The organism is Rhodomicrobium udaipurense JA643 (assembly GCF_000636015.1).
In the GTDB taxonomy this organism is placed as follows: domain Bacteria; phylum Pseudomonadota; class Alphaproteobacteria; order Rhizobiales; family Rhodomicrobiaceae; genus Rhodomicrobium; species Rhodomicrobium udaipurense.
The window spans coordinates 1-21,691 of sequence record NZ_JFZJ01000035.1 but is presented as its reverse complement, the minus strand read 5'-3'; the positions used below and the strand labels follow the sequence as shown (position 1 = coordinate 21,691).

The 21,691-nt window shown below is 64.1% G+C and carries 17 protein-coding genes; 13 read left to right on the top strand and 4 right to left on the bottom strand.

Annotated features, from left to right (window positions below; translation table 11 throughout):
• Positions 1 to 29 precede the first annotated feature (29 nt).
• From T281_RS07360 to T281_RS07345, 4 genes are all read left to right on the top strand, one after another.
• Positions 30 to 515 carry a hypothetical protein gene (locus tag T281_RS07360; RefSeq protein ID WP_037236598.1) on the top strand — a complete coding sequence of 162 codons (486 nt, stop codon included), beginning with the start codon at positions 30 to 32 and terminating at the stop codon, positions 513 to 515.
• Positions 516 to 770: 255 nt separating this feature from the next.
• Entirely contained in the window at positions 771 to 1,796 is a 1,026-nt protein-coding gene (gene nuoE / locus T281_RS07355; RefSeq protein WP_037236595.1) for an NADH-quinone oxidoreductase subunit NuoE, read from the top strand.
• A 2-nt stretch (positions 1,797 to 1,798) separates the two neighbouring features.
• Positions 1,799 to 3,091, top strand: coding sequence for an NADH-quinone oxidoreductase subunit NuoF (gene nuoF, locus T281_RS07350; RefSeq protein WP_037236592.1), 1,293 nt, complete (start codon positions 1,799 to 1,801; stop codon positions 3,089 to 3,091).
• A 117-nt stretch (positions 3,092 to 3,208) separates the two neighbouring features.
• Complete coding sequence (locus tag T281_RS07345; protein ID WP_037236589.1) at positions 3,209 to 3,970, top strand: SDR family oxidoreductase; 762 nt, start codon at positions 3,209 to 3,211, stop codon at positions 3,968 to 3,970.
• Positions 3,971 to 4,118: 148 nt separating this feature from the next.
• Here T281_RS07345 and T281_RS07340 read toward each other — a convergent pair whose 3' ends face one another.
• Genes T281_RS07340 through T281_RS07325 form a run of 4 tightly spaced genes read right to left on the bottom strand, consistent with a single transcriptional unit; the run spans position 4,119 to position 11,051 of the window.
• The gene (locus tag T281_RS07340) at positions 4,119 to 6,209 is read right to left on the bottom strand and encodes a membrane protein (protein WP_037236584.1); all 2,091 of its coding nucleotides are present in this window, start codon (positions 6,207 to 6,209) and stop codon (positions 4,119 to 4,121) included.
• Positions 6,210 to 6,216: 7 nt separating this feature from the next.
• Complete coding sequence (locus T281_RS07335; protein ID WP_037236582.1) at positions 6,217 to 9,090, bottom strand: DUF4159 domain-containing protein; 2,874 nt, start codon at positions 9,088 to 9,090, stop codon at positions 6,217 to 6,219.
• On the bottom strand, positions 9,087 to 10,043 hold the full coding sequence (locus tag T281_RS07330; protein WP_037236579.1) for a DUF58 domain-containing protein: 957 nt from the start codon (positions 10,041 to 10,043) through the stop codon (positions 9,087 to 9,089). Before T281_RS07330 ends, T281_RS07335 begins: the two co-directional genes overlap by 4 nt.
• A 15-nt stretch (positions 10,044 to 10,058) precedes the next feature.
• The gene (locus tag T281_RS07325) at positions 10,059 to 11,051 is read right to left on the bottom strand and encodes an AAA family ATPase (protein WP_013421207.1); all 993 of its coding nucleotides are present in this window, start codon (positions 11,049 to 11,051) and stop codon (positions 10,059 to 10,061) included.
• Between the two features lie 172 nt (positions 11,052 to 11,223).
• Here T281_RS07325 and T281_RS07320 point away from each other — a divergent pair, with 172 nt between their 5' ends.
• From T281_RS07320 to T281_RS07280, 9 genes are all read left to right on the top strand, one after another.
• The gene (locus tag T281_RS07320) at positions 11,224 to 11,958 is read left to right on the top strand and encodes a CoA pyrophosphatase (RefSeq protein ID WP_052037222.1); all 735 of its coding nucleotides are present in this window, start codon (positions 11,224 to 11,226) and stop codon (positions 11,956 to 11,958) included.
• Positions 11,955 to 13,217 carry a CCA tRNA nucleotidyltransferase gene (locus T281_RS07315; RefSeq protein WP_037236576.1) on the top strand — a complete coding sequence of 421 codons (1,263 nt, stop codon included), beginning with the start codon at positions 11,955 to 11,957 and terminating at the stop codon, positions 13,215 to 13,217. The genes T281_RS07320 and T281_RS07315 overlap by 4 nt, the downstream gene beginning before the upstream one ends.
• A gap of 77 nt (positions 13,218 to 13,294) precedes the next feature.
• Positions 13,295 to 13,492 carry a hypothetical protein gene (locus T281_RS07310; protein ID WP_037236572.1) on the top strand — a complete coding sequence of 66 codons (198 nt, stop codon included), beginning with the start codon at positions 13,295 to 13,297 and terminating at the stop codon, positions 13,490 to 13,492.
• 174 nt (positions 13,493 to 13,666) lie between these two features.
• Positions 13,667 to 13,939 carry a 30S ribosomal protein S20 gene (gene rpsT, locus T281_RS07305; RefSeq protein ID WP_013421211.1) on the top strand — a complete coding sequence of 91 codons (273 nt, stop codon included), beginning with the start codon at positions 13,667 to 13,669 and terminating at the stop codon, positions 13,937 to 13,939.
• Between the two features lie 635 nt (positions 13,940 to 14,574).
• Positions 14,575 to 14,919: a hypothetical protein gene (locus tag T281_RS07300; protein ID WP_155955148.1), complete on the top strand. Its 345-nt coding sequence runs from the start codon at positions 14,575 to 14,577 to the stop codon at positions 14,917 to 14,919.
• A gap of 73 nt (positions 14,920 to 14,992) precedes the next feature.
• Positions 14,993 to 16,486: a chromosomal replication initiator protein DnaA gene (gene dnaA, locus T281_RS07295; protein ID WP_052037226.1), complete on the top strand. Its 1,494-nt coding sequence runs from the start codon at positions 14,993 to 14,995 to the stop codon at positions 16,484 to 16,486.
• Positions 16,487 to 16,579: 93 nt separating this feature from the next.
• Positions 16,580 to 17,701: a DNA polymerase III subunit beta gene (dnaN, locus tag T281_RS07290; protein WP_037236566.1), complete on the top strand. Its 1,122-nt coding sequence runs from the start codon at positions 16,580 to 16,582 to the stop codon at positions 17,699 to 17,701.
• A gap of 661 nt (positions 17,702 to 18,362) precedes the next feature.
• Positions 18,363 to 19,565, top strand: a complete 1,203-nt coding sequence (recF, locus tag T281_RS07285; protein WP_037236614.1) for a DNA replication/repair protein RecF — start codon at positions 18,363 to 18,365, stop codon at positions 19,563 to 19,565.
• Positions 19,566 to 19,614: 49 nt separating this feature from the next.
• On the top strand, positions 19,615 to 21,691 hold a 2,077-nt coding region (locus T281_RS07280), incomplete at its 3' end, for a DNA gyrase subunit B (protein WP_037236611.1).

Sequence of the window (21,691 nt, the reverse complement as noted above, 5' to 3'; positions counted from 1 at the left end):
GCCAAATGCAGGGCTCGGGGAGAGGGCGGATGACAGATCAGGCAATCGCTGAACCGGCCATCGCCGCGCCGGACAACGGGTTTTCCTCGCCGGAACGTCTCGGCCTTCACCTCCTCGAAATCGGCCGCATCCAGAACAATTCAGGCTCGCTGCTGCAATTCGTCGCGATCCTGTTCGCGGTCTGCATCTATTTCTTCAATGCGCTCGTCTATCCGGCTTCGTCCCATCGCGCGCTTTACGCGACCTTTCTGGCTCTCGATGCCGCGCTGATCGTGGCCGCGTGCTTCTTCTATCTGCGTTGCCTGACGCTTTCGGTCGGCTGGAGCGCGATCAGCCACCCGAAGACGAACTATCATCTTCTCTCGACGCTCGGCGAAAACGAGATGGAAGAGACGCTCCGCCGCGTCATCCGCTCTTTCCGACGCGGCACCTATTGTTTCGCTGCGAGCTTCTTCACGACGCTTATCTCGCTTGTGCTCGTCGCTCTGGGATACACGAACATGCTGCCATCCTGAGCGCTTTTCCGCCGATATTCCTACGCCCTGCGCCCGCTTAACCTCTGGCGAACTCGGCGCATCTCGGTTATTAACCAGCAAGTGCTCTGTCGCATACGTTTGGACTACCCCCGCGCGCGCAAGCAAACGTACGCCTGAAGAGCACTGGCATCATTGATTTCTAGTGCAGTTTCGAATTCTACATTTGATAACGATGCCAGCAGCACAGGTGAATCAAATGAAAAGTTCACTGTACTAGAACTTCTGGGAACCCGCATGTCCGTCCGACGCCTCGATCCGAACCAGCCGAGCGACTTCGAATTCACGCCTGAAAATCTCGCGTGGGCGAAGGAGCAGATCAAGAAATACCCCGAAGGCCGCCATCAGGCCGCCGTGCTGCCCCTGTTGTGGCGCGCGCAGGAGCAGAATGATCGGTGGCTGCCGGAGCCGGCGATTCGCTATGTCGGCGATCTTCTCGGCATGCCTTATATCCGCGTGTATGAGGTCGCGACCTTTTATTCGATGTTCAACCTGTCGCCGGTCGGTCGCTATCATGTGCAGGTTTGCGGCACGACGCCCTGCATGCTTCGCGGCGCGGAAGACATCAAGAAGGTCTGCAAGCGCGAGATCGGCGACGAGCGCGAGGTGACGCCCGAAGGCGTGTTCTCGTGGGTCGAGGTTGAGTGCCTCGGTGCGTGCGTGAACGCGCCAATGGTGCAGATCAACGACGATTATTACGAAGATCTGACGCCGGAAAACTTCGAAGCGGTGCTGTCGGGGCTCAGGCGTGGGCGCGAGGTGAAGCCCGGCTCGCAGATCGGGCGCCAGTTTTCGGCCCCGGAAGGCGGGCCGACCACGCTTCTGTTCGAGGATGACGGGAAGCAGGAGCCGCAGACGGAGCGCGCCGCCGAGGAAGCGCAGACGCTGGCGGAGGTTCAGGGCGCGGTCGAAGCCGCATCCCCGGTTCAGCCGCCCGAAGCGAAATCCGGCGATGTGGAGAAGGTTGCGGAAGAGAGCGCGCGCTTCGAGCGGCCTGAGGGCGAGCCGGACGATCTTACCAAGCTCGTAGACCTCGACCCCGACGCGCAACACGCGCTGAACGCCATCGGCATCACCCGCTACGGGCAGGTCGGCCGCCTCACGGCTGAGGATGTGGAATGGATCGAAACGCGCTATCCTCGGTTCAAGGGCAAGACGGCAGAGTGGCTCGCGGCCGCAAAGGCTCTTAATGAAACGAATACGCCGGGCGGCGTGGCCCCCGATGCGGCTGGACGCGAGACCGAGCCGAAGGATAAGGACTGAGCATGCTTTCCGATAAAGACCGCATCTTCAAGAACCTTTACGGACAGCACGACTGGGGCCTGAAGGGCGCGCGCGAGCGCGGCGCTTGGGACAACACGAAGGCGATCCTCGAAAAGGGCCAGGACTGGATCATCGAGGAGATGAAGGCGAGCGGGCTGCGCGGTCGCGGCGGCGCGGGCTTCTCCACCGGCATGAAATGGTCGTTCATGCCCAAGAAGTCGGACGGCCGCCCGCATTACCTCGTGGTGAACGCCGACGAATCCGAGCCCGGCACCTGCAAAGACCGAGAAATCATCCGCCACGATCCGCACCTTCTCATCGAGGGCTCGCTCATCGGCGCTTTCGCGATGCGGGCGAACGTCGTCTACATCTACATTCGCGGCGAGTTCATCCGCGAGCGCCAGCGCCTGCAAGCGGCCATCGATCAGGCCTATGAGGCGCGCCTTATCGGCAAAAACAACATCAACGGCTGGGACTGCGATATCTACGTCCACCACGGCGCGGGCGCCTATATCTGCGGCGAGGAAACGGCGCAGCTCGAAAGCATCGAAGGCAAGAAGGGCCAGCCCCGTCTGAAGCCGCCGTTCCCGGCCAATGCGGGCCTGTGGGGCGCGCCGACGACGGTCAATAACGTCGAATCGATCGCAGTCGTGCCCGACATTCTGCGGCGCGGGGCGGCATGGTTCGCGGCGCTCGGCAAGCCGAACAACACGGGCACGAAGCTGTTCTGCATTTCGGGGCACGTCGAGCGGCCTTGCAACGTCGAAGAGGAAATGGGCATCAGCTTCCGTGAACTCGTGGATAAGCATGCGGGCGGCGTACGCGGCGGCTGGGACAATCTGCTCGCCATCATCCCCGGCGGCTCGTCGGTGCCCTGCGTGCCCGCGCATATGTGCAACGACCTCGGCATGGACTTCGACAGCTTGCGGAAAGTCGGCTCCGGCCTCGGTACGGCGGCGGTGATCGTCATGGACAAGTCCACCGACATCGTGAAGGCCATCTCCCGCCTTTCGTACTTCTACAAGCACGAAAGCTGCGGCCAGTGTACGCCATGCCGCGAGGGTACGGGCTGGATGTGGCGCGTCATGGAGCGCATGGTCGAAGGCCGCGCGGAACACGCCGAGATCGATATGCTTTGGGATGTCTCGAAGCAGATCGAAGGCCACACCATCTGCGCGCTCGGCGATGCCGCCGCGTGGCCGGTGCAAGGCCTGATCCGGCACTTCCGGCACGAGATGGAAGCTCGGATCGACGCGTTCCACGCGCAGCACAAGGCGCGCGTCGCGGCGGAGTAGGCTGCGGGCGCACTTTTCGGGGAGGATCTTGCAGATGGTCCACGGGCACCGCTAAGGCGGAAAAGCGCATCTCGCTTGCGGAGCGATCCGCTCACCAGCCCAATCGACAGGACCATCATGCAAAGACTTACTGGCAAGATTTGCGTCGTCACCGGCGCAGCGCGCGGTATTGGCCGCGCCATAGCTGAAGCATTTCAGGCGGAGGGCGCGGTCGTTATCGCGACCGACAAGGATGAGGTTGCGGGCGTCGCCACGGCGTCCGAAATAGGCTGCGCGTTCCACCGGCTCGACGTGAGCGCCGAGGACGATTGGGCCGCGCTGGCTGAACTCGTGCCGGTGGCCGATGTCGTCGTCAACAACGCCGGTATAACCGGGTTCGAGGAAGGCGCTGCCGCCCATGACCCCGAACATGCGACGCTCGACGCGTGGCATTCCGTCCACCGCGTTAATCTCGACGGCACTTTCCTCGGGTGCAGGTATGCCATCGGCGCGATGAAGGCGCGGGGAACTGGCTCCAGCTCCGGCCTTGTCGGCATACCGCTGGCCGCCGCTTACGCGTCATCAAAAGCCGCCATTCGCAACCACACGAAAACCGTCGCGCTTTACTGCGCCCAACAGGGGTGGAAAATCCGCTGCAACTCCATTCACCCGGCCGCGATTCTGACGCCCATGTGGGAGCCGATGCTTGGCCAAGGCCCGGAACGCGAGGCGCGGATGCGGGCGCTCGTTGCGGACACGCCGCTGAAGCGCTTCGGGTTGCCTAGCGAGGTTGCCGCTGTTGCCGTGCTCCTCGCATCCGACGAGGCGACCTACATCACAGGCGCGGAATTGAGCATCGACGGCGGATTGCTCGCCGGGTCGGCGGCGTCTCCGGGGTGATTGCGCCGCAATCCGATTCGTAAACGGTCCTGCTTGCCATTTTGACGGTCTGCGAACAGAAGCCTGCTTGATGCTCGTTGTTTCAGATGGCGTTAAACGGCCTGTTTTGCATCCACCGAGCAGGCCGCTGAACGACCGGTAACGCAGCCTAACGTCCTTCGCGATACCACGTCAGCGCGAGCAGGCCGAGCGCGAGCCCGAGCGCGGCGAAACCCGCCACGAGCGGCGTATAGGATACAGCCTTGACCTCGAACGCGTCCTGCGCCTTGAGGCCGAGCCACGTGCCGCCCGCAAAGCGATGGCCGGATTTCACCATGGATATCGACGGCACGTCCTTCGCGGGCGCATCCATCGTGCCGCCGAGGTAAAACGCGCCGCCGCCCGTCTTGTTCAGGATTGGGCGCATCGGCTCGTCGGTGGCGATCACCTTGCGAAACTCGGGCGCATTCAGGTCGCCCGCGATGGCGACGGCGGTCAGCCCGTCCATGGCGATGCGATGCACGCCCGCCTCGTTCGTCGCAACCGTCTTCGAGAACCGCCCCGGCGCGGTTTCGTCGAGCGCGACCTTCACCTCCTTGCCGGATGGCAGGGTGAGCGTCGCCTCGCCGATTTCGCTCTTCACGGTGCGGCGCTCGATGGTGATGTCGCTGCGGCCGGCGCGCGCGGAAAGCGCCTCTTCTTCGAGGTCGGGCTCCTTCATGAGCCAGTGCGCGAGGCGACGCAGCAGGTCGACATGCGGTCCGCCGCCTTCATAGCCGCGCGCCCACAGCCAGGCATGATCGGAGAGCAGAAGCGCCACGCGGCCCTCGCCGCGCCGGTCGAGCACGAGCAGGGGCTTGCCTTCCGCACCGCTCATGACCACTTCGCCGCGCTCGGCTTGACTGTCGATCACCCGGAACCAATGGCCCCATTTCGGCTCCTGCCCATCCTTCTTCGGCGCGCCGGGAAGCCCGGCCGTGACGGGGTGCTTCTCGCCTTCCTTGGTGATCGACGGGCGGAACGGTTCCTCAACAACGCGTCCCGTCGGGCGCGCGGGCAGCACGGCGCCGAGCGGCGTCCGCGCGAGGCTTACGGGCGAAGCGTAATCCGCGCCCGCCGCCACGAGCACCGCGCCGCCATGTTCGACGTAGCGCGCGACGTTATCGAGATAGATCATCGGCAGCACCGCGCGACGCTGATAGCGGTCGAAAATGATGAGATCGAACTGGCTCAGCTTCTCGGAGAACAGCTCGCGCGTGGGGAACGCGATGAGCGAAAGCTGGTCGATCGGCGTGCCGTCATGCTTTTCCGGCGGTCGCAGGATGGTGAAATGCACAAGGTCCACCGCCGCGTCGGAACGCAGCAGATTGCGCCACGTGCGTTCGCCCGCATGAGGCTCGCCCGACACCAGCAGCACCCGCAAATTCTCGCGCACGCCCTGCGCCTGAATGACGGTCTTGTTGTTGATCGTCGTGAGTTCGCCCGGCTCCGGCTTCAGATCCACCTCGACGATGTTAGGCCCCGCGCGGTCGAAGCGCATCCTGATGGGCACCGTCTTGCCGTAAGGCGCGCTGATGGTCTCCACCGGCCCGGAGGCGCGGCGCACGAAGATCGTCGCCAGCCCAGCGCCGCTTTTGCCGCTCTTCTCCGCGCGAATTTCGGCCGTCTGTTCGGAACCGACGAGGCCGAAGCGCGGGGCTGAGACGACCTCGATGCGGTTGTCCTTTTCGTCCGGCGCGCCCGCGATCAGCGCATGAACCGGCGCATCGAAGCCGAGCCGCGCCTTGTCCTGCGGCACGTCGTGAATTTGTCCGTCGGTGATGAACACCGCGCCCGCCACGCGCCCCGGCGGGATGTCGCCCATGGCCTTGTCGAGGGCGGCGAACAGCTCCGTCGATTCGCCGCCTTGCTGGTCGGTCGGCGTGGCATGCACCCAGCGCACTTCGAGATCGGGAACCTGCGCGAATTTCTCCTTCAGCGCGGCTTCGATGTCGCGAGCGCGGTCGGCGCGACCGGCAAGCTGCATGCTGGAGCTTTCGTCCACCACCACCACCGCGATGTTGGCGAGAGGCTGGCGCACCTCGTTCTTGAGATTGGGATTGACGAGCGCGAGCAGGAGGCAGGCAAGCGCGAGCGCGCGCAGAAACAGGCCGCGCCGGTTCCGCCACGCGGAGAGCGCGAGCACAACGAGGCACGCAACGCCGAGGGTGATCAGCACCTCGTGCGGGAAAAACGGGAAAAACTCGAACGACCAATTCATGTTTCGCCTAATGCCCCAGCCGTTCGAGGATGGCGGGCACGTGGACCTGATCGGCCTTGTAGTTCCCCGTCAGCGCGTACATCGCGATGTTGACGCCGACGCGATACGACATCTCGCGCTGATCCTCGCCGCCCGGCACCACTGCGAACATAGGCCGGTCGCTATCATCCATCGCCCAGGCGGAGGCGAGATCGTTCGACGTGACGATGAGCGAGCTGACGCCGTCCGACTTCACGCCGCGCCGCGCCGCATCGCCCGACTGCTGACGCGCTTCCACCCATGGATCGCCATTGTCCCAGCGGCCGGGGAAGGATTGCAGGAGGTAGAAGGACCGCGTCAGCACGTGATCGTCGGGAACGCGCTGGAGCGGCGGAATGTCGAGCTTGCCGAGAAGCTGCGCGAGTGGCGTACGGCCGCCGCGTGCGAGGAGGCTCTCGGGGCTCGCCTCTTCGTTCTTGGTGTCGAAAATGATAAGGCCGCCCTGCTTCATGTAGGCGTCCACTTTCGCGAGCACATGATCCGGCAGCGGCTCCGCATTCGCCATCACGGGCCAGTAGATGAGCGGGAAGAACACGAGTTCGTCCTTCGCGGGATCGACGGCGATAGGCTCGCCCGGCTCCACCGCCGTGCGCGCGGAGAGGATGCGCGAGAGCCCCGCTAGACCGGCCTGACTCACGCGGTCGGCTTCCGCGTTGCCCGTGAGGACATAGGCGAAACGCGTTTCGAGCGAGGCCGCCATGGCGAAGGCTGCCGCTTCGCTCGACAGACCGGACGCGCTTGCGGTGGCGTTTGGTGCGGCGGCGCGGGCTTCGGCGCGCGACTCCGGTACGAGGCCGAAAACGAGGCCAAGCGCGAGCGCAGCGGCGGCGGGTTTCCGCCAGCGCGGTGCGCTTCGACCGAGGAAAAGGGCGCAGGCGATGCCGTCGAGCAGGAAGAGGCAGAGCGCGGCGAGGAAAAGCCACGGCGCGAGTGCGATGGTTTTCGCCTCGGTGAAAACTGCGACGCGCGCCCCGTCGACTGCCTTGAGTGCCGCGAAGGCGTCGCCGTCCTGGACGGTGTTTAACGCGCGGACGGCATTCTGCGGGCCGTAAAGTCCGGGTGGGTTGGCAGCGCTGACGCGGGCGGTATCGGCGGCACTCGCTGCGATCGGCTGCGCGCGTTCGCCCGGAACGCCGAGCTTGCCGAACCCGTCGAGAACGCGCCACGGCTTCAGCGGGACATCCTGACCGAGGGCAGCCGCCTGCATGTCGCCAGGAACGGCCTCTGCGCTCGTGGCCCGGGAAAGCTGTAACGGCGACGCTTCAAGAGTTTTACGCATCATCTCCACGAAAAGACCCGAAATAGGTAGATTAGACCAATCCGGGTTCGCGGTAATGTGAAAAAAGACTAAAGTTCCGGCACCGCGCCTCGCCGCCGTTACGAGCGGCGTTCCGTCGGAAAGACGCGCCCATACCTTCGTTTCGCGCGGCATTTGGGCCGGGTCTGCAAGCACCTGCCGCGTCACGGCGACATCCTTCGGGATCGCCAGCCGGTTGAACGGCGACTCCTCCTCGAAGGCTGCAGGCGTCTGCGGCGACGTCCATGTCATCGCGCCGCCGAGAGTGCGCCCGCCTTCGCGCAACGGCGCGGGAAGAAGCGTGTCGCCGCCCTGTTCGAGCCTCGACCCAGCGAAGCGGATCAGCATGCCGCCGTCCTCGACGAAGGCGCGGAGCCGCTCGCGCACGGCGCCAGACAGGCGGCCAACGTCGGAGAGGATAATCACCGACGGCTTCGCCGCGACGAGATCGGCGGTCGCGACATCGAGATTTGCGGTGCGCGGGCGAACGATCTCCGCGAAGGGCGTCAGCGCGCGTTCGAGATAGTAGGTCGGAGACAGCAGCGGCTGCGCATCGTCGTTACCTTCGGTCGCGACGAGGCCCACGCGGCGGCGCTGCGAGCGCCCGTCGAGCAGAAACACGCCGCCCGCCGACGCCTCGCCCACGATTTCAAGCCGCGCCACCTGATTGCGAAGGTCCAGCGGCAGGTCAAAGGCGACTTCCGCCGAGGATACGCCGCTCTTGAGATCGAAGGGCGCGACCGACAGGCGCTCGCCGCGCCCGGTCACCGCCGCGACCTGACCGCTGTGCGGCGAGGATTCGGCTTTCAAGACCTTCGCCGTGATCGGCCCGGCATTCGCGGAGGCCGCGCGCGTCAGCGCGAGCGCACCTGCGCCGTCCGGATCGCCGTAGAGATCGATCACACCGCCGGTGGCCACGGTCGCCAGCGCCTTGTTGAGCGCCGCGGTGCCGCTATCTTCGATGCCGTCCGCGAGCCACGCCACGGAAATCTTGCCCCGCGCTCCAAGCTCGCGCTCTACCTGCGCAGCGAGCCCCGCGCGGTCGCCGGGGTACGGCTGCGGGACGAGCGAAGCGAAGCGCTGGCGATATTCTACCGGCGTCAGCGGTTGAAGCGGCGCGGATGGCCCGGCTGTTGCGGCGAGATAAATCGTCTGCCCGCTTTCGTCCGCGAGCACTGCGAGTTGCTCGGCGAAGGCGCGGCGCGCGGCCCAGCGGCTCGCGCTTTGCCAACCATTATCCACCACGACGAGGAGCGGTTGCGCGAGCGTGGCGCTGGCGGTCGCTGGCGGCTTGATATGCGGACCGGCGAGCGCGCCGATCACGGCTGCTGCAACCAGAATGCGCAAGGCGGTCAGCCACCACGGGCTGCGAACCGGCGTCTTTTCGCGATGCTTCAGGCCGATCAGGATGGAGGTCGGCGGGAAGGAGACAGTGTCCGGGCGCGGCGGCGTCGCGCGGAGCAGCCACCAGATCAGCGGCAGCGCGGCGAGCCCCGCCAGCATCCACGGCGCAGAAAAACTCAGCGATTGAAGCGCTGCGATCATGGATCGTTCCCCGCCTGCGGTTGGCCCTTCACGAAGCCTGTCGCACGGTAGGCTTTTTCGAGCCCCGACAGATGCATGTGAAGCGCAAGCAGCGGTTCCGTCGCGGCGCGGTCGGTGTGATGCAGAAAGGGCGACCAGCCGACTGAATGGGCGTGCTGGGCGATGGCGGCCTTGTGAGCGGCGAGCCTTGCGCGATAATCGTCACGCAGGCTTTCAGCGCGCTCCGCAACGTAGTGTTCGCCGCTTTCGGCGTCCACGAAATCGACGCGCCCCTGATAGGGAAGGCTTTCCTCGGCGGGATCGAGGATGCGCATGAGGTGGCCGCGTGAACCCTGGCGCGCGAGTAGGGCGAAACGCGCCGCGAGCGATGCTTCCGGCTCAAGGAAATCGCTGAAAATCACGATCTCCGAATGACGGCTGACGCGCCGCCCGCCTTCCGGCAGGCCGCCCAGCGCGCCGATGCCCCGCGCGATCGCTTCGACCATCGCGGTGGCGGCGTTTCGCCTCGTCTTCGGCTCCATGAGGCCGGGAATGCCCACGCGCTCGCCCGCTTCCGACAGAAGCGTTGCCAGTGCCAGCGCTAGCACGACCGCGCGCTCGGCCTTCGACTGCGGCGCGAGGTGCGAGCGAAACATCATGGAGGGCGAAAGGTCGATCCAGATCCAGACCGTGTGCGCCGCCTCCCATTCGCGTTCGCGAACATAGAGGTGGCTCGAACTGGCCGAACGCCGCCAGTCGATCAGCGCGGACGGATCGCCCGCCTCGAACGTGCGGTATTGCCAGAAGGTTTCGCCGGGCCCCGCGCGCCGACGCCCATGCGTTCCCTGCGCGACCGTGATCGCCACGCGCCGCGCCTCCATCAGAAGCGCGGGCAGCTTGGCCACGAGATCCTGCGATGCGCCTTCAAGGGCGAGGGCCGATGGCCGCGAAAGAAGTTCCGACGCCGACGTCAAAGGGTGTGACCCCGCCTATTTCAGCTTTGCGAGAAGGGAGTCGATGACCTCGTCGACGGTGACGTTTTCCGTGCGCGCGCCGAAGGTCAGCGCCATGCGGTGTCGCAGCACGGGTTTTGCAAGCGCGATCACATCGTCTATGGAGGGCGCGAAGCGGCCGTCGAGCAGCGCGCGGGCGCGGACGGTGAGCATGAGCGACTGGCTCGCGCGCGGCCCCGGCCCCCATGCGACGAGTTCGTTCACGCGCGGCCCGGCTTCCGGCGTATTCGGACGCGCGGAACGGACCAGGGTGAGGATGGCGTCAACCACGCTGTCGCCCGCCGGGATCTGGCGCACGAGTTGCTGCGCCGCGATCACCTCCGCCGCCGTCAGCACGGGCTGCACGGTGCGGTCTTCGGTGCCGGTGGTGGAATAGAGCATGCGGCGCTCGGCGGTCGCGTCGGGATAGGACACGTCCACCTGAAGCAGGAAGCGATCGAGCTGCGCCTCGGGGAGAGGATAAGTGCCTTCCTGCTCAAGCGGGTTTTGCGTCGCGAGCACGAAGAAGGGCGCGGGCAGCGCATAAGTCTGTCCGGCGTAGGTAACTTGCTGTTCCTGCATCGCCTGAAGCAGCGCGGATTGCGTCTTCGGGCTGGCGCGGTTGATCTCGTCCGCCATCAGAAGCTGCGCGAAGACCGGCCCCGGCACGAAGCGGAAGGTGCGCCGGCCGTCTTTCTCCTCCAGCACTTCGGTGCCGACAATATCGGACGGCATGAGGTCGGGCGTAAACTGGATGCGTTTTGCGTCAAGTCCGAGCGCCGCGCCGAGCGCCTCGACGAGCGAGGTTTTCGCGAGGCCGGGCACGCCTATCAGGAGCGCGTGGCCGCCGGACAGGATGTTGACGAGCACAAGCTCGATGACGGCATCCTGCCCGAAGATGACGCGGGATATCGAATCCTTGACGCGCGCAACCTTCGCGCGAATGTCGTCGACGCGGGAAACGATGTCCGGCTCGGAGGGATGCAGCATCGATTGAAACCTGCTGAGTTGAGACGCACTTCGATATGAGACTATATGCTGCCGCGTCCCGGTGATACAACCGCCGGGCGGCAGGCTTAATGCCGGGCGGCGCGCCCTCGACAGCGGCTCCCATCCTGGAAGAGCGCTGCATCAATTTGTTCGTTTTGTGGAGACGGTGCCCATGGCGGGGCTTTCGGCGCACGTGCCCGAGCTTGATTTAAGTCCTTTTTCGCCAACAGGTTTCGCTGCCCTGGCGGAGTCGCGCGGCATAGCCCTCGAAAAGGCCGTCTGGATGACCGAACAGCCGGTCACCTACGGCATCGATGCGGGGCGGCGGCTCGACGAGACCGGCAATCCTAACGCAAATTTAAGGCTCGAATTTCTCCTTCCGCCGGAGAAATGGCGCATGGCGGCGGTGCTGGTCCCCATCGTTGCGCGCGAACCCGAGGTGACGGTGCTGCTCACGCTGCGCACGGCGCATCTGTCGGCGCATGCGGGGCAGGTGGCGTTTCCCGGCGGCAAGATCGAGAAGTCCGATCCGACACCCGTCCACAGCGCTCTGCGTGAGGCGCGCGAGGAGATCGGCCTTTTCCCGGAGTTTGTGAAGCCGCTCGCGTTGCTCGACCTGCACAACACGGGCACGGGCTTTCGCGTCATCCCCGTGATGGGGCTGATAGACCCGTCCTTCGTGGCCGAGCCGGAGCCGAACGAGGTGGCGGACGTTTTCGAGGTGCCGCTCTCCTTCCTCATGAACGAGCAGAACCATCTGCGCCATTTACTCAACTGGCAGGACTACCGCATCCTGTTCCACGCGATGCAATTCGAGGAGCGTTTCATCTGGGGCGCGACGGCGGCGATGTTGCACAATCTTTACGAAAGGCTGTATGCCCCGCGAGACGAGGGCGACGACAGATGACCAAGCTTGATAATGTGACAGTGGCGGATGCGGCGTGGTTCCGTGCGCGCGAGGTGCGGGCCGTGTTCGACTGCCTCAACCGCGAAGGTTTCGAGGTGCGCGCGGTCGGCGGCGCGGTGCGCAACGCGCTTCTCGAAGAGCCTGTCCTGGAGGTCGATTTCGCGACGACCGCGAAGCCCGACGATACGCTGCGTTTGGCGGCCGCCGCCGGGATCAAGACGGTGCCGACCGGCATCGACCATGGCACGATCACGCTCGTGGTGGACGGCGTTCCCTTCGAGGTGACGACGTTGCGCCGCGATGTCGATACCGACGGACGGCGCGCGACGGTGGCTTTCGGCGATGACTGGGCAGAGGATGCCCGCCGCCGCGATTTCACGCTGAACGCCCTTTACGCGGACGCGACCGGCGCGGTGCATGATCCCCTCGATGGCCTGCCGGATCTTCTCGCACGGCGTGTGCGGTTCGTCGGCGACGCGGATACCCGCATTCGTGAAGATTATCTGCGAATCCTGCGGTTCTTCCGTTTCAGCGCGGACTACGCAAATGGCGACTTCGATGCAGACGGCGTGGCCGCCGCGATTCGCGAGCGCCATGGATTGAAGCGTCTCTCGGCGGAACGCGTTCGCGCGGAGATCTTGCGCATCCTCGTGACGGTGCGCGCGCCGGACGCGATTCGCATCATGGACGAGAGCGGGCTTTTGCTCATCGTGCTCGGCGGCATCGCGCGGCGCAGCCGATTCGACCGCATCGCCGCGATCGAGGCCCAGCTCAAGCTGATGCCCGATCCGATGTACCGACTCGCCGCGCTCTCAATCTTCGTCGAGGAGGATGCCGAGCGGCTCGCGGGCAAGCTGCGCCTGTCGAACGACGAGCGAAACGACCTCATGGGGCTCGCTTCCGTGGCGCCGTGGTTCCGCGCGCCGCTCGCCAAGCGGGATCTCGAAACGCTGCTCTATCGAATCGGCGCGCGCACCTATCTCGGCAGCGTGCTGATCGGCTGGGCCGCGTCCGGCGCGCCGATTGACGATGCGGCATGGCGATTCGCGGCCGAATTGCCGCGCGAATGGCAGCGCCCCAAATTCCCGGTCAACGGTGCGGATCTGTTGAACGAAGGCTGGTTGCCCGGTCCGGGGCTCGGCGCGCATCTGCGCTACCTCGAAGAGCGGTTCATCGCCAGCGGCTTCACGCTCGACCGCGAGATGCTGCTTGCGCTGGAGGACAAGAACGCGCGTCCGAACGGCATCGCCAGAACTTAAGACTTCTCAGACCCCCTTCTTATACCTTAGTCTTGCAAGTGACATTCTTGTCATTCGCGTCGTTTGGGAGAGGGTCGATGCGTTACGGAAAAGATCGCGGCGGCAAGGAAGACAGCGACGAGGTGGGCAGCGTGTCGGATATGATCGGCACGATCGGTCTTTTCTACATCGCGCTCTTGCTGATTGCCTTGCTTGTGGTCAAGATAGAGCCGGTGTGGATCGATGACGGGCCACGCAATCCGCGCGCGGTGGCGCTCAACGGTCTCGGCTCCTGAAGCCGGAGCGGCTCCACCGGAGAAGCGAGGCTTGACGCCGCCCGACATTGACGCTTGCTTGCTTCGCGGGTATATGCAGGGCAGGTTGCTGCCCATGGGGCTAGCGGACACGGTTTTTCATTCCCGAAAAAGCTCGAAGGCGCGGGTTGTTCGCTCGCGAGAGGACTACGTCATATGGCAAATACGAAATCGGCCAAGAAAGCCGCCCGTCAGGCGGAACGCCGCACGCTGGTCAACAAGGCGCGCAAGAGCCGCGTGCGCACCTTCGTGCGCAAGGTCGAAGAAGCGATCGCCTCCGGTGACAAGGAAGCCGCGAATCTGGCGCTGCGCGAGGCGCAACCCGAGATCATGCGCTCGGCGTCGAAGGGCATCCTTCACAAGAACACCGCGTCTCGCAAGATTTCCCGGCTGTCGGCTCGCATCAAGGCTCTTGGCCAGGCGGCCTAGAATCCTCAGGGCCTGATGCGAAATTGCATCAGTGACTTAAGCGAGAGTTTCGCTACCGCCGAACAGCCGGAGCGAATTTTATAATGATTTCAAATGCTTAGCACTCAGCGTGCGGAAGCACCCGTCGCGCTGGGCTAAATGCGCTTATGCGATCGACGAAAATCAGCAACCAATGCGGGAGCCGCCAACAGGCAGCCCCGCATTTTTTGTGTCGACGCAGAAGTAAACGAATCATTAACGATTCCAGTCGCTTGCGAGCCATTTTGCGCTTGGACGGGACGCTTCAAATGCAATCTTGACGTGTGTATTTGGAGCTTGGGCAGAGAGGGAGCCCACTTGCGCCGGAGCGCCAGCCTTTGTATTGTTGGATCTCCGAACGGGGGTTGTTCCCCTCCTGAAAGTGTAACCTTGTAATGCGTACCGAGCTAAGCCAGGTGGAGTGGCCTCCACGGGTGAAGCGCGATGTCCATGATCAGGCAATGGATAGTCGGTGCGCGCCGGACTCTGTCCGGATTCGTGTTCACCTTCTGTCCGCAAGGCATTGGGCGGGAGGAAGACGTATGCGAAGTGAATGCATCGCGGCACTGCCGCAATCGGTATGTGTATATGCGTGGAAACTGCCGGTGACGCGCCATATGCGACCGGTTCTCTCGGATCATGCGCACGGACTCGTGTCGCGGCCTCGCAGCCGCCACCGCGTCGAAGCCTTGAAGGCCGAGCACCCTTCCCTTCCCTGGAAGGCCTATGTTGCGTCGAGGGAGTTTCAAAACCTGGCTTCCGATCTTGCCGACGCGGTCTTCGCGCCCGCCACGGCCAGCCATCCTTCCCAGCATAAGCCGGATCGTCCTTCCAGCCTGATCTCACGACGGCGCCCCGGAAAAGCGGCGAGGCCGCATCGTTTTCTGACACCGGTCATTCCCGGCCATCAGGACGCTGTGCTCGATATTGACGACGGCCGGGCGCTCGCCTTCGCGGCGTAGCGCGTATTTCCAAGGCCGAGCAAACATATCCGATGAAACGCTGAGGCCCCGAGCGGGCCGCGAGGATGTTGAAATGGAAGCCCTTAATCTCTCGACAACCTCTTCGATCGAACAGACGTCGATCGAACACAAATGGCGGCGTATACAAAGCCGCCTGCGCGCCGAACTCGGCGAAGACGTCTTTACGAGCTGGTTCGGCCGCGTCGAGTTGGACTCCTGCGATGGACGCGTGGTGCAGGTTTCTGTTCCGACTAAGTTTTTGCGCAACTGGCTGCAATCCCACTATTCCGACAAGCTGCTCGCCTGCTGCGGGACCGAACTGAACGGTGTGAATCGCCTCGAATTTCGCGTTCGCCAGCCTCATCTCGCTCCGGTCGAGAAAAAGCCATCGGCGACGGTTGCCATCGCGGAGTCGGCCGCGCCCAAGACGCAGACCACCCCTTCCTCCAACGTTCCGCTTCGCGTCATCAGCACGCCTGTCCGCGACGGCCGCACAGGGCTCGAAGGTTTCGAGGGGTCGCCGCTCGACCCGCGTTACACCTTCCAGTCCTTTGTCGTCGGTTCGCCGAACCGCCTCGCGCACGCGGCGGCGTTTCAGGTCGCCGAAAGCACCCCCGAACAGCCCCTGAAGTACAATCCGCTCTATATTCATGCGCGCGTCGGCATGGGCAAAACGCACCTTCTCCATGCCATCGCGTGGGAAATGAAAGCGCGCAACCCGAACGCCAAGGTGCTCTACCTCACCGCCGAGCGCTTCATGTACAGCTTCGCCGAAGCGCTTCAGACGCGCGACGCGCCCGCGTTCAAGGAAAAGCTGCGTACCATCGACCTCCTCATCATCGACGACATGGAATTCCTGCAAGGGAGAACCTTCCAGCAGGAATTCTGCCACACGCTGAATTCGCTCATCGACGGCGGCAAGCAGGTGGTCGTCGCGGCGGACTGTGCGCCCTTGCTGCTGGAAAGCTTCGACGCGCGGATGCGGTCGCGCCTCTCGGGCGGCCTCGTCGCGGAGATGTCGGCGCTCGATTTCGACCTGCGGCTCAAGATCCTGCAGCGCCGGGCAGCCGAGAAGATTTCGCTCTCGCGCGGGTTCGAAGTGCCAGGCGACGTGCTCGAATATCTCGCAACCCAGCTCACCGAAAATGGCCGCGAGCTTGAGGGCGCGATCACGCGCTTGCACGCGACTTGGCAGCTCACCGGCGAAAAGGTGACGGTGGATGCGGCTGAAAATACCATCGGCGATCTGATCCGCTCCAAGGAGCCGAAGCGCGTCAAGATCGACGACATTCTCCGCATCGTCGCGAAGCATTACGGCGTTCAGCGCGGGGATCTGCTGTCCAGCCGCCGCAACCAGTCCATCGTGCGGCCACGCCAGATCGGCATGTATCTGGCGAAGACGCTTACCTCGCGCTCGCTGCCGGAAATCGGCCGTCGTTTCGGTGGACGCGACCACACAACCGTGCTGCACGCGATTCGCAAGATCGAGTCGCTGAAACAGGCGGATGGCGTCCTGAAGGATGAACTCGATTCGCTCTCTCGAATGCTGAAGGACGGCAACGTCTGACGAGCCGCTCGGGCTGCGCTTGACTCTTCGTTGCCGCAGCCTTCAAATGCTTGCCTAACAAGGAGAACACCGCTTCAGCGGGGGTAGTTTTTAATGCGCTTTGTTGTCGATCGGAACGCAATGCTCCGCGCGCTGGGGCATATCACGGGAATCGTCGAGCGGCGGAACACCATACCGATCCTGAGCAACATCCTGATCGGTGCGGATCGCGACGGTGGGCTCACGTTCAAGGCGACCGACCTCGACATGGAGGCGGTCGAAGCGGTGCCTGCAAAGGTCGAGGTGACGGGCGCGGTGACGGTGCCCGCGCATACGCTGCACGATATCGTTCGGAAACTCCCGGACGGCGCGGAGATCCGTATCGAGCGAAAGGGCGAGGAGGGGCGCCTCAAGGTGGCCGCCGGGCGCGCGAGCTTCGAACTGGCGATTCTGCCCGCCGACGACTTCCCCGACATGGGGCAGACCGAATTACCGACAAGCTTCACCGTCGACAGCGGCGAACTCAAGCGCTTGTTCGAAAAGGCGCGCTTCGCCATCTCCACCGAAGAGACGCGCTATTACCTGAACGGTATCTATCTCCACGCGGTCGATGGCCCGGAGGGCGGGAAGCTCCGCGCGGTGGCGACAGACGGTCATCGTCTTGCGCAGGTCGAGACAGCATGTCCGGCTGGCGCAGCCGGAATGCCCGGCGTGATCGTTCCCCGCAAGGCGGTCGGCGAAGTGATCAAGCTGCTCGAATCGGGCGCCGCGCCGGTCGAGGTGACGCTGTCGCCAGCGAAAATTCGCTTCGCTGTCGGCGACGTTGTGCTCACATCGAAGCTGATTGACGGCTCATTCCCCGATTATGCCCGCGTCATACCGACAACGAACAAGAAGCTCCTGTCGCTCGAAAACGCAGATCTCGTGAAGGCTGTCGACCGCGTGTCGACCCTCTCCTCCGAGAAGGGCAGGGCGGTGAAGCTCAATGCGGCCGAGGGACGCCTCGTCGTATCGGCGAACAATCCCGAGTCAGGCTCGGCGACCGAGGAGATTTCGGCGGAGTATCAAGACGAGCCGCTCGAAATTGGCTTCAACGCCCGCTATCTGCTCGATATCACCGGCCAGATCGACGGCACGAAGGCGCTGTTCAAGCTTGCGGATGGCTCCTCGCCAACGCTGATTTCAGACGAGACGGACGCGTCCGCGCTGTATGTGCTCATGCCGATGCGCGTTTGAGCGAATCGAATAAGCTGATCGTTCGCACCAGATCGTGAAAAGCGTCAAACTCTTCAGCGATTGATGGAGCGTGGCTTAGGCGTCGTTATCGCACGTGACGCTCGTCGGCGCGGGATGGCCAAGAAAGGCTCGGTTTTTTGCTTTGACGCGTCTCCATTTCGCGCGAAACACTCTTACTGCGTCGCGCCGTAAACTAGTCGTGGCACGACGCTGTGAGTTTTCGTTGTCGATCAGCCTTTTTTGAGACCGGCTTATCTAGTCATCTATTCCAGCCTGTGCATTCCGTTTTTCGCAGCAAGCAAGTTCTGAAATCAGAAAATCACTAGCAAGTTTGGTCGGGCGCACGCTGCAAAGGGACAATCGACGAGTGCGCATCGCTTGATGGACCGCAAACGCTCCAAGTTCCAATTGGAGCATGATCTTCTCGCAAAATCGGACGCCGACTTTGCGGAAACGCTCTAGTGCTCTGGCGCAAATTTTTGGTACTCATTGCTGGACGCTCTCAAGCGAACGCATGCGCCTCAAGAGCACGGGCAACTAATTAGTGAAGTTTCGAATTTTACATGACGGTGCGCCAGCGAGTGTGAAAAAAATCAACGCGTTAGAACAATCCAAGGCGACCGCGAGCGTCAGCAACACTGGCGCCACCGCACGGACCCCGATGCCCGCAACCGACCGAATCGCCATCGCCAGACTGACGCTCACCGACTTCCGCAATTATAGGGCGGTGACGCTCGTAACCGGACCCGGCCCCGTCGTGCTCGCCGGGGCGAACGGCGCGGGCAAGACGAACTGCCTCGAAGCGGTGTCGCTGCTGACCGCGGGGCGCGGGCTTCGCTCGTTGCCCTTCCCCGAGCTTGCGCGGAGCGGCGGATCGGGCGGCTGGGCCGTCGCGGCCGAGCTTGGCGTGGCGGGTGATGACCTGCATATCGGCACCGGCATCCAGCTCCCGCCTGATGGGATGCTGACCGCCCGCGCGGCGCGCACCGTCAAGATCGACCACGCGCTCGCTAAGGGCTCGGGCTCGCTGGCTCGTATCCGGATGCTGTGGCTCACGCCGTCGATGGACGGGCTCTTCACCGGCCCGGCAGCCGAGCGCCGCCGCTTCCTCGACCGGCTGGTGCTGAGCCTCGACCCCGGCTATGGCGCTACCGCCGCAGCTTTCGAGCGCGCCATGCGGCAGCGCAACAAGGCGCTCGAAGAGTTCGATTCGCCGCCGATGCTGACCGCCATCGAAGCGCAGATGGCAGAGGCGGCCGTAGCGATGGCGGTCGCGCGGGCGCGAGCCATTGCGGCGCTTTCCGGCGAGATCGAAGCGGAGCGCACCCGCGATCCGGACTCGCTTTTCCCGTGGGCGGCGCTTACCCTCAACGGCACGCTGGAGGAACAGGCGGCCGCGCTTTCGGAAGACGCCATGCGGGACGAAATGCGCGACGGATACGCCCGCGCTCTCGCGCAAGGCCGCGACCGCGACCGAGCGGCAGGGCGCACGCTGTCCGGTCCGCACCGCTCTGACCTCGACGTGGCCCACGGGCCGAAGGCGATGCCCGCCAGAATGTGCTCGACGGGCGAGCAGAAGGCGCTGCTCGTCGGCCTCGTGCTGGCGCAGGCGAGGCTCATCAAGCGCGCGGCGGGCGGGATTGCGCCTCTGATTTTGCTCGATGAAATCGCCGCGCATCTCGACATCGGCCGCCGCGAGGCGCTGTTTTCGTCTATCGTCGCGCTCAACGCACAGGTGTGGATGACGGGGACGGATCTCGCCACGTTCACTCCCTTGCGAAATGCCACAGAAACGCAGCTTTTCGTTGTTTCAAACGGCACTATAATGCCCGCGAATGATGCAGAACGCGCTGCGAAACACTAAATAAGAGAATGTCTTCGCCGCCCACCGGGCGGCCCAACCAGGTGCATTGATGGAAGCAGCAAGACGCAGGGACGCTGAGGTGGAAGCCTATGGCGCGGAGAGCATCAAGGTTCTCAAGGGCCTCGATGCGGTGCGCAAGCGCCCCGGCATGTATATCGGCGACACGGACGACGGCTCGGGCCTCCACCACATGGTCTACGAGGTGGTGGACAACGCCATCGACGAGGCGCTGGGCGGTTATGCGGATTATGTGTCGGTCACGTTGAACGCCGACGGCTCCGTCACGGTGGAAGACAACGGACGCGGCATTCCGACGGAAATCCATTCGCAGGAAGGCGTTTCCGCCGCCGAAGTCATCATGACGCAGCTCCATGCGGGCGGCAAGTTCGACCAGAATTCCTACAAGGTGTCGGGCGGCCTGCACGGTGTGGGCGTGTCGGTGGTGAATGCCCTGTCGACGCGGCTTGAACTCACGATCTGGCGTAGCGGCCACGAGCATTTCATGGCGTTCGCGGACGGCGTTCCGGTCGAACCGCTGAAGATCGTCGGCCCGGCGCCGGATCTTCGCGGCACACGCGTGACCTTCACGCCAAGCCCGGCGACCTTCACCATGGTCGACTTCGACTATGCGACGCTTGAATTCCGCCTGCGCGAACTCGCCTTCCTGAACTCCGGCGTCTACATCAGGCTCAACGATCTGCGCGGCGTCGAGCCGGTCAAGAGCGAATTCAAGTATGAGGGCGGGCTCAAAGCCTTCGTGCAATATCTCGACCGCGCGAGAACGCCTTTATTCCCGGTGCCGGTTTTCGTCAGGGCGGAACGCGAGGGAGTCGCCGTGGAAGCCGCGCTGTGGTGGAACGACGGCTACCACGAGAACGTGCTCTGCTTCACGAACAACATCCCGCAGCGCGACGGCGGCACGCACTTGGCGGGCTTCCGCGCGGCGCTCACGCGCACCATCAACACCTACGCCGCAGCGACCGGCGTGGCGAAGAGGGAAAAAGTTCAGCTCACCGGCGACGACGCGCGCGAAGGTCTGACCTGCGTGCTGTCGGTGAAGGTGGCTGACCCGAAGTTCTCCAGCCAGACGAAAGACAAGCTTGTTTCGTCCGAGGTGCGGCCCGCCGTTGAAAGCATCATGACGGACATCCTCGGCACATGGTTCGAGGAGCATCCGGTCGAAGGCAAGCTGATCCTGCTCAAGGTGGCGGAAGCGGCGGCGGCCCGCGAGGCGGCTCGCAAGGCGCGCGAACTCACTCGCCGCAAGGGCGTTCTCGACGTGGCGAACCTACCCGGCAAGCTCGCCGACTGCCAAGAGCGCGATCCCGCGAAATCGGAAGTGTTCCTCGTCGAGGGCGACAGCGCAGGTGGCTCGGCCAAGCAGGGCCGCGACCGTTCCAATCAGGCCGTGCTGCCGCTCCGCGGCAAGATCCTCAATGTTGAGCGCGCGCGCTTCGACAAGATGCTGTCGAGCCAGGAAATCGGCACGCTCATCACGGCGCTTGGCACCGGCATCGGCCGCGACGACTTCGACATCGCGAAGTTGCGCTATCACCGTATCATTATCATGACCGACGCCGACGTCGACGGTGCCCATATCCGCACGTTGTTGCTTACGTTCTTCTATCGGCAAATGCCGCAACTCATCGAGTCGGGGCATATCTACATCGCTCAGCCGCCGCTGTATAAGGTGAAGCGCGGCAGCTCCGAGAATTATCTCAAGGATCAGCGCGCCTTCGAGGACTTCCTGATCGACGGCGGGCTGGAAGGCTCGGTGTTTGTGAACGACAACGGCGAGCGCCGCTCGGGCCGCGATCTGCGTCAGGCCGTGGAGCGTGCACGATCCTTCAGCCATGTGCTCGACGGGATGCATATGCGCTATTCGCGCGCCGTTGTTGAGCAGGCCGCCATCGCGGGCCTTCTCAATCCGAAGCTTCTCGATGACGACGAGGAGGAGGCCGGGCGGCTCGCCGACAAGGTGGTCGAGCGGATGAAGGCGCTGTCCGAGGAGGCGGAGCAAGGCTGGTCGTGGAGTCGCGGTATCGATCGCGGCTTCGTGTTCGAGCGCGAGGTGAGAAGCGTCCGCGAGGCGCACGCCATCGATAGCGCGTTGTCGCATTCGGCCG

What these genes read in the sequence shown, in the direction of transcription:
- T281_RS07345 (WP_037236589.1), top strand. Translation starts at nt 3,209, where the DNA reads ATGCAAAGACTTACTGGCAAGATTTGCGTCGTCACCGGCGCAGCGCGC.
- T281_RS07315 (WP_037236576.1), top strand. Translation starts at nt 11,955, where the DNA reads ATGACCAAGCTTGATAATGTGACAGTGGCGGATGCGGCGTGGTTCCGT.
- T281_RS07320 (WP_052037222.1), top strand. Translation starts at nt 11,224, where the DNA reads ATGGCGGGGCTTTCGGCGCACGTGCCCGAGCTTGATTTAAGTCCTTTT.
- dnaN (WP_037236566.1), top strand. Translation starts at nt 16,580, where the DNA reads ATGCGCTTTGTTGTCGATCGGAACGCAATGCTCCGCGCGCTGGGGCAT.
- T281_RS07340 (WP_037236584.1), bottom strand. Translation starts at nt 6,209, where the DNA reads ATGAATTGGTCGTTCGAGTTTTTCCCGTTTTTCCCGCACGAGGTGCTG.
- T281_RS07335 (WP_037236582.1), bottom strand. Translation starts at nt 9,090, where the DNA reads ATGATCGCAGCGCTTCAATCGCTGAGTTTTTCTGCGCCGTGGATGCTG.
- nuoE (WP_037236595.1), top strand. Translation starts at nt 771, where the DNA reads ATGTCCGTCCGACGCCTCGATCCGAACCAGCCGAGCGACTTCGAATTC.
- rpsT (WP_013421211.1), top strand. Translation starts at nt 13,667, where the DNA reads ATGGCAAATACGAAATCGGCCAAGAAAGCCGCCCGTCAGGCGGAACGC.
- T281_RS07325 (WP_013421207.1), bottom strand. Translation starts at nt 11,051, where the DNA reads ATGCTGCATCCCTCCGAGCCGGACATCGTTTCCCGCGTCGACGACATT.
- recF (WP_037236614.1), top strand. Translation starts at nt 18,363, where the DNA reads ATGCCCGCAACCGACCGAATCGCCATCGCCAGACTGACGCTCACCGAC.
- T281_RS07360 (WP_037236598.1), top strand. Translation starts at nt 30, where the DNA reads ATGACAGATCAGGCAATCGCTGAACCGGCCATCGCCGCGCCGGACAAC.
- dnaA (WP_052037226.1), top strand. Translation starts at nt 14,993, where the DNA reads ATGGAAGCCCTTAATCTCTCGACAACCTCTTCGATCGAACAGACGTCG.
- nuoF (WP_037236592.1), top strand. Translation starts at nt 1,799, where the DNA reads ATGCTTTCCGATAAAGACCGCATCTTCAAGAACCTTTACGGACAGCAC.
- T281_RS07300 (WP_155955148.1), top strand. Translation starts at nt 14,575, where the DNA reads ATGCGACCGGTTCTCTCGGATCATGCGCACGGACTCGTGTCGCGGCCT.
- T281_RS07310 (WP_037236572.1), top strand. Translation starts at nt 13,295, where the DNA reads ATGCGTTACGGAAAAGATCGCGGCGGCAAGGAAGACAGCGACGAGGTG.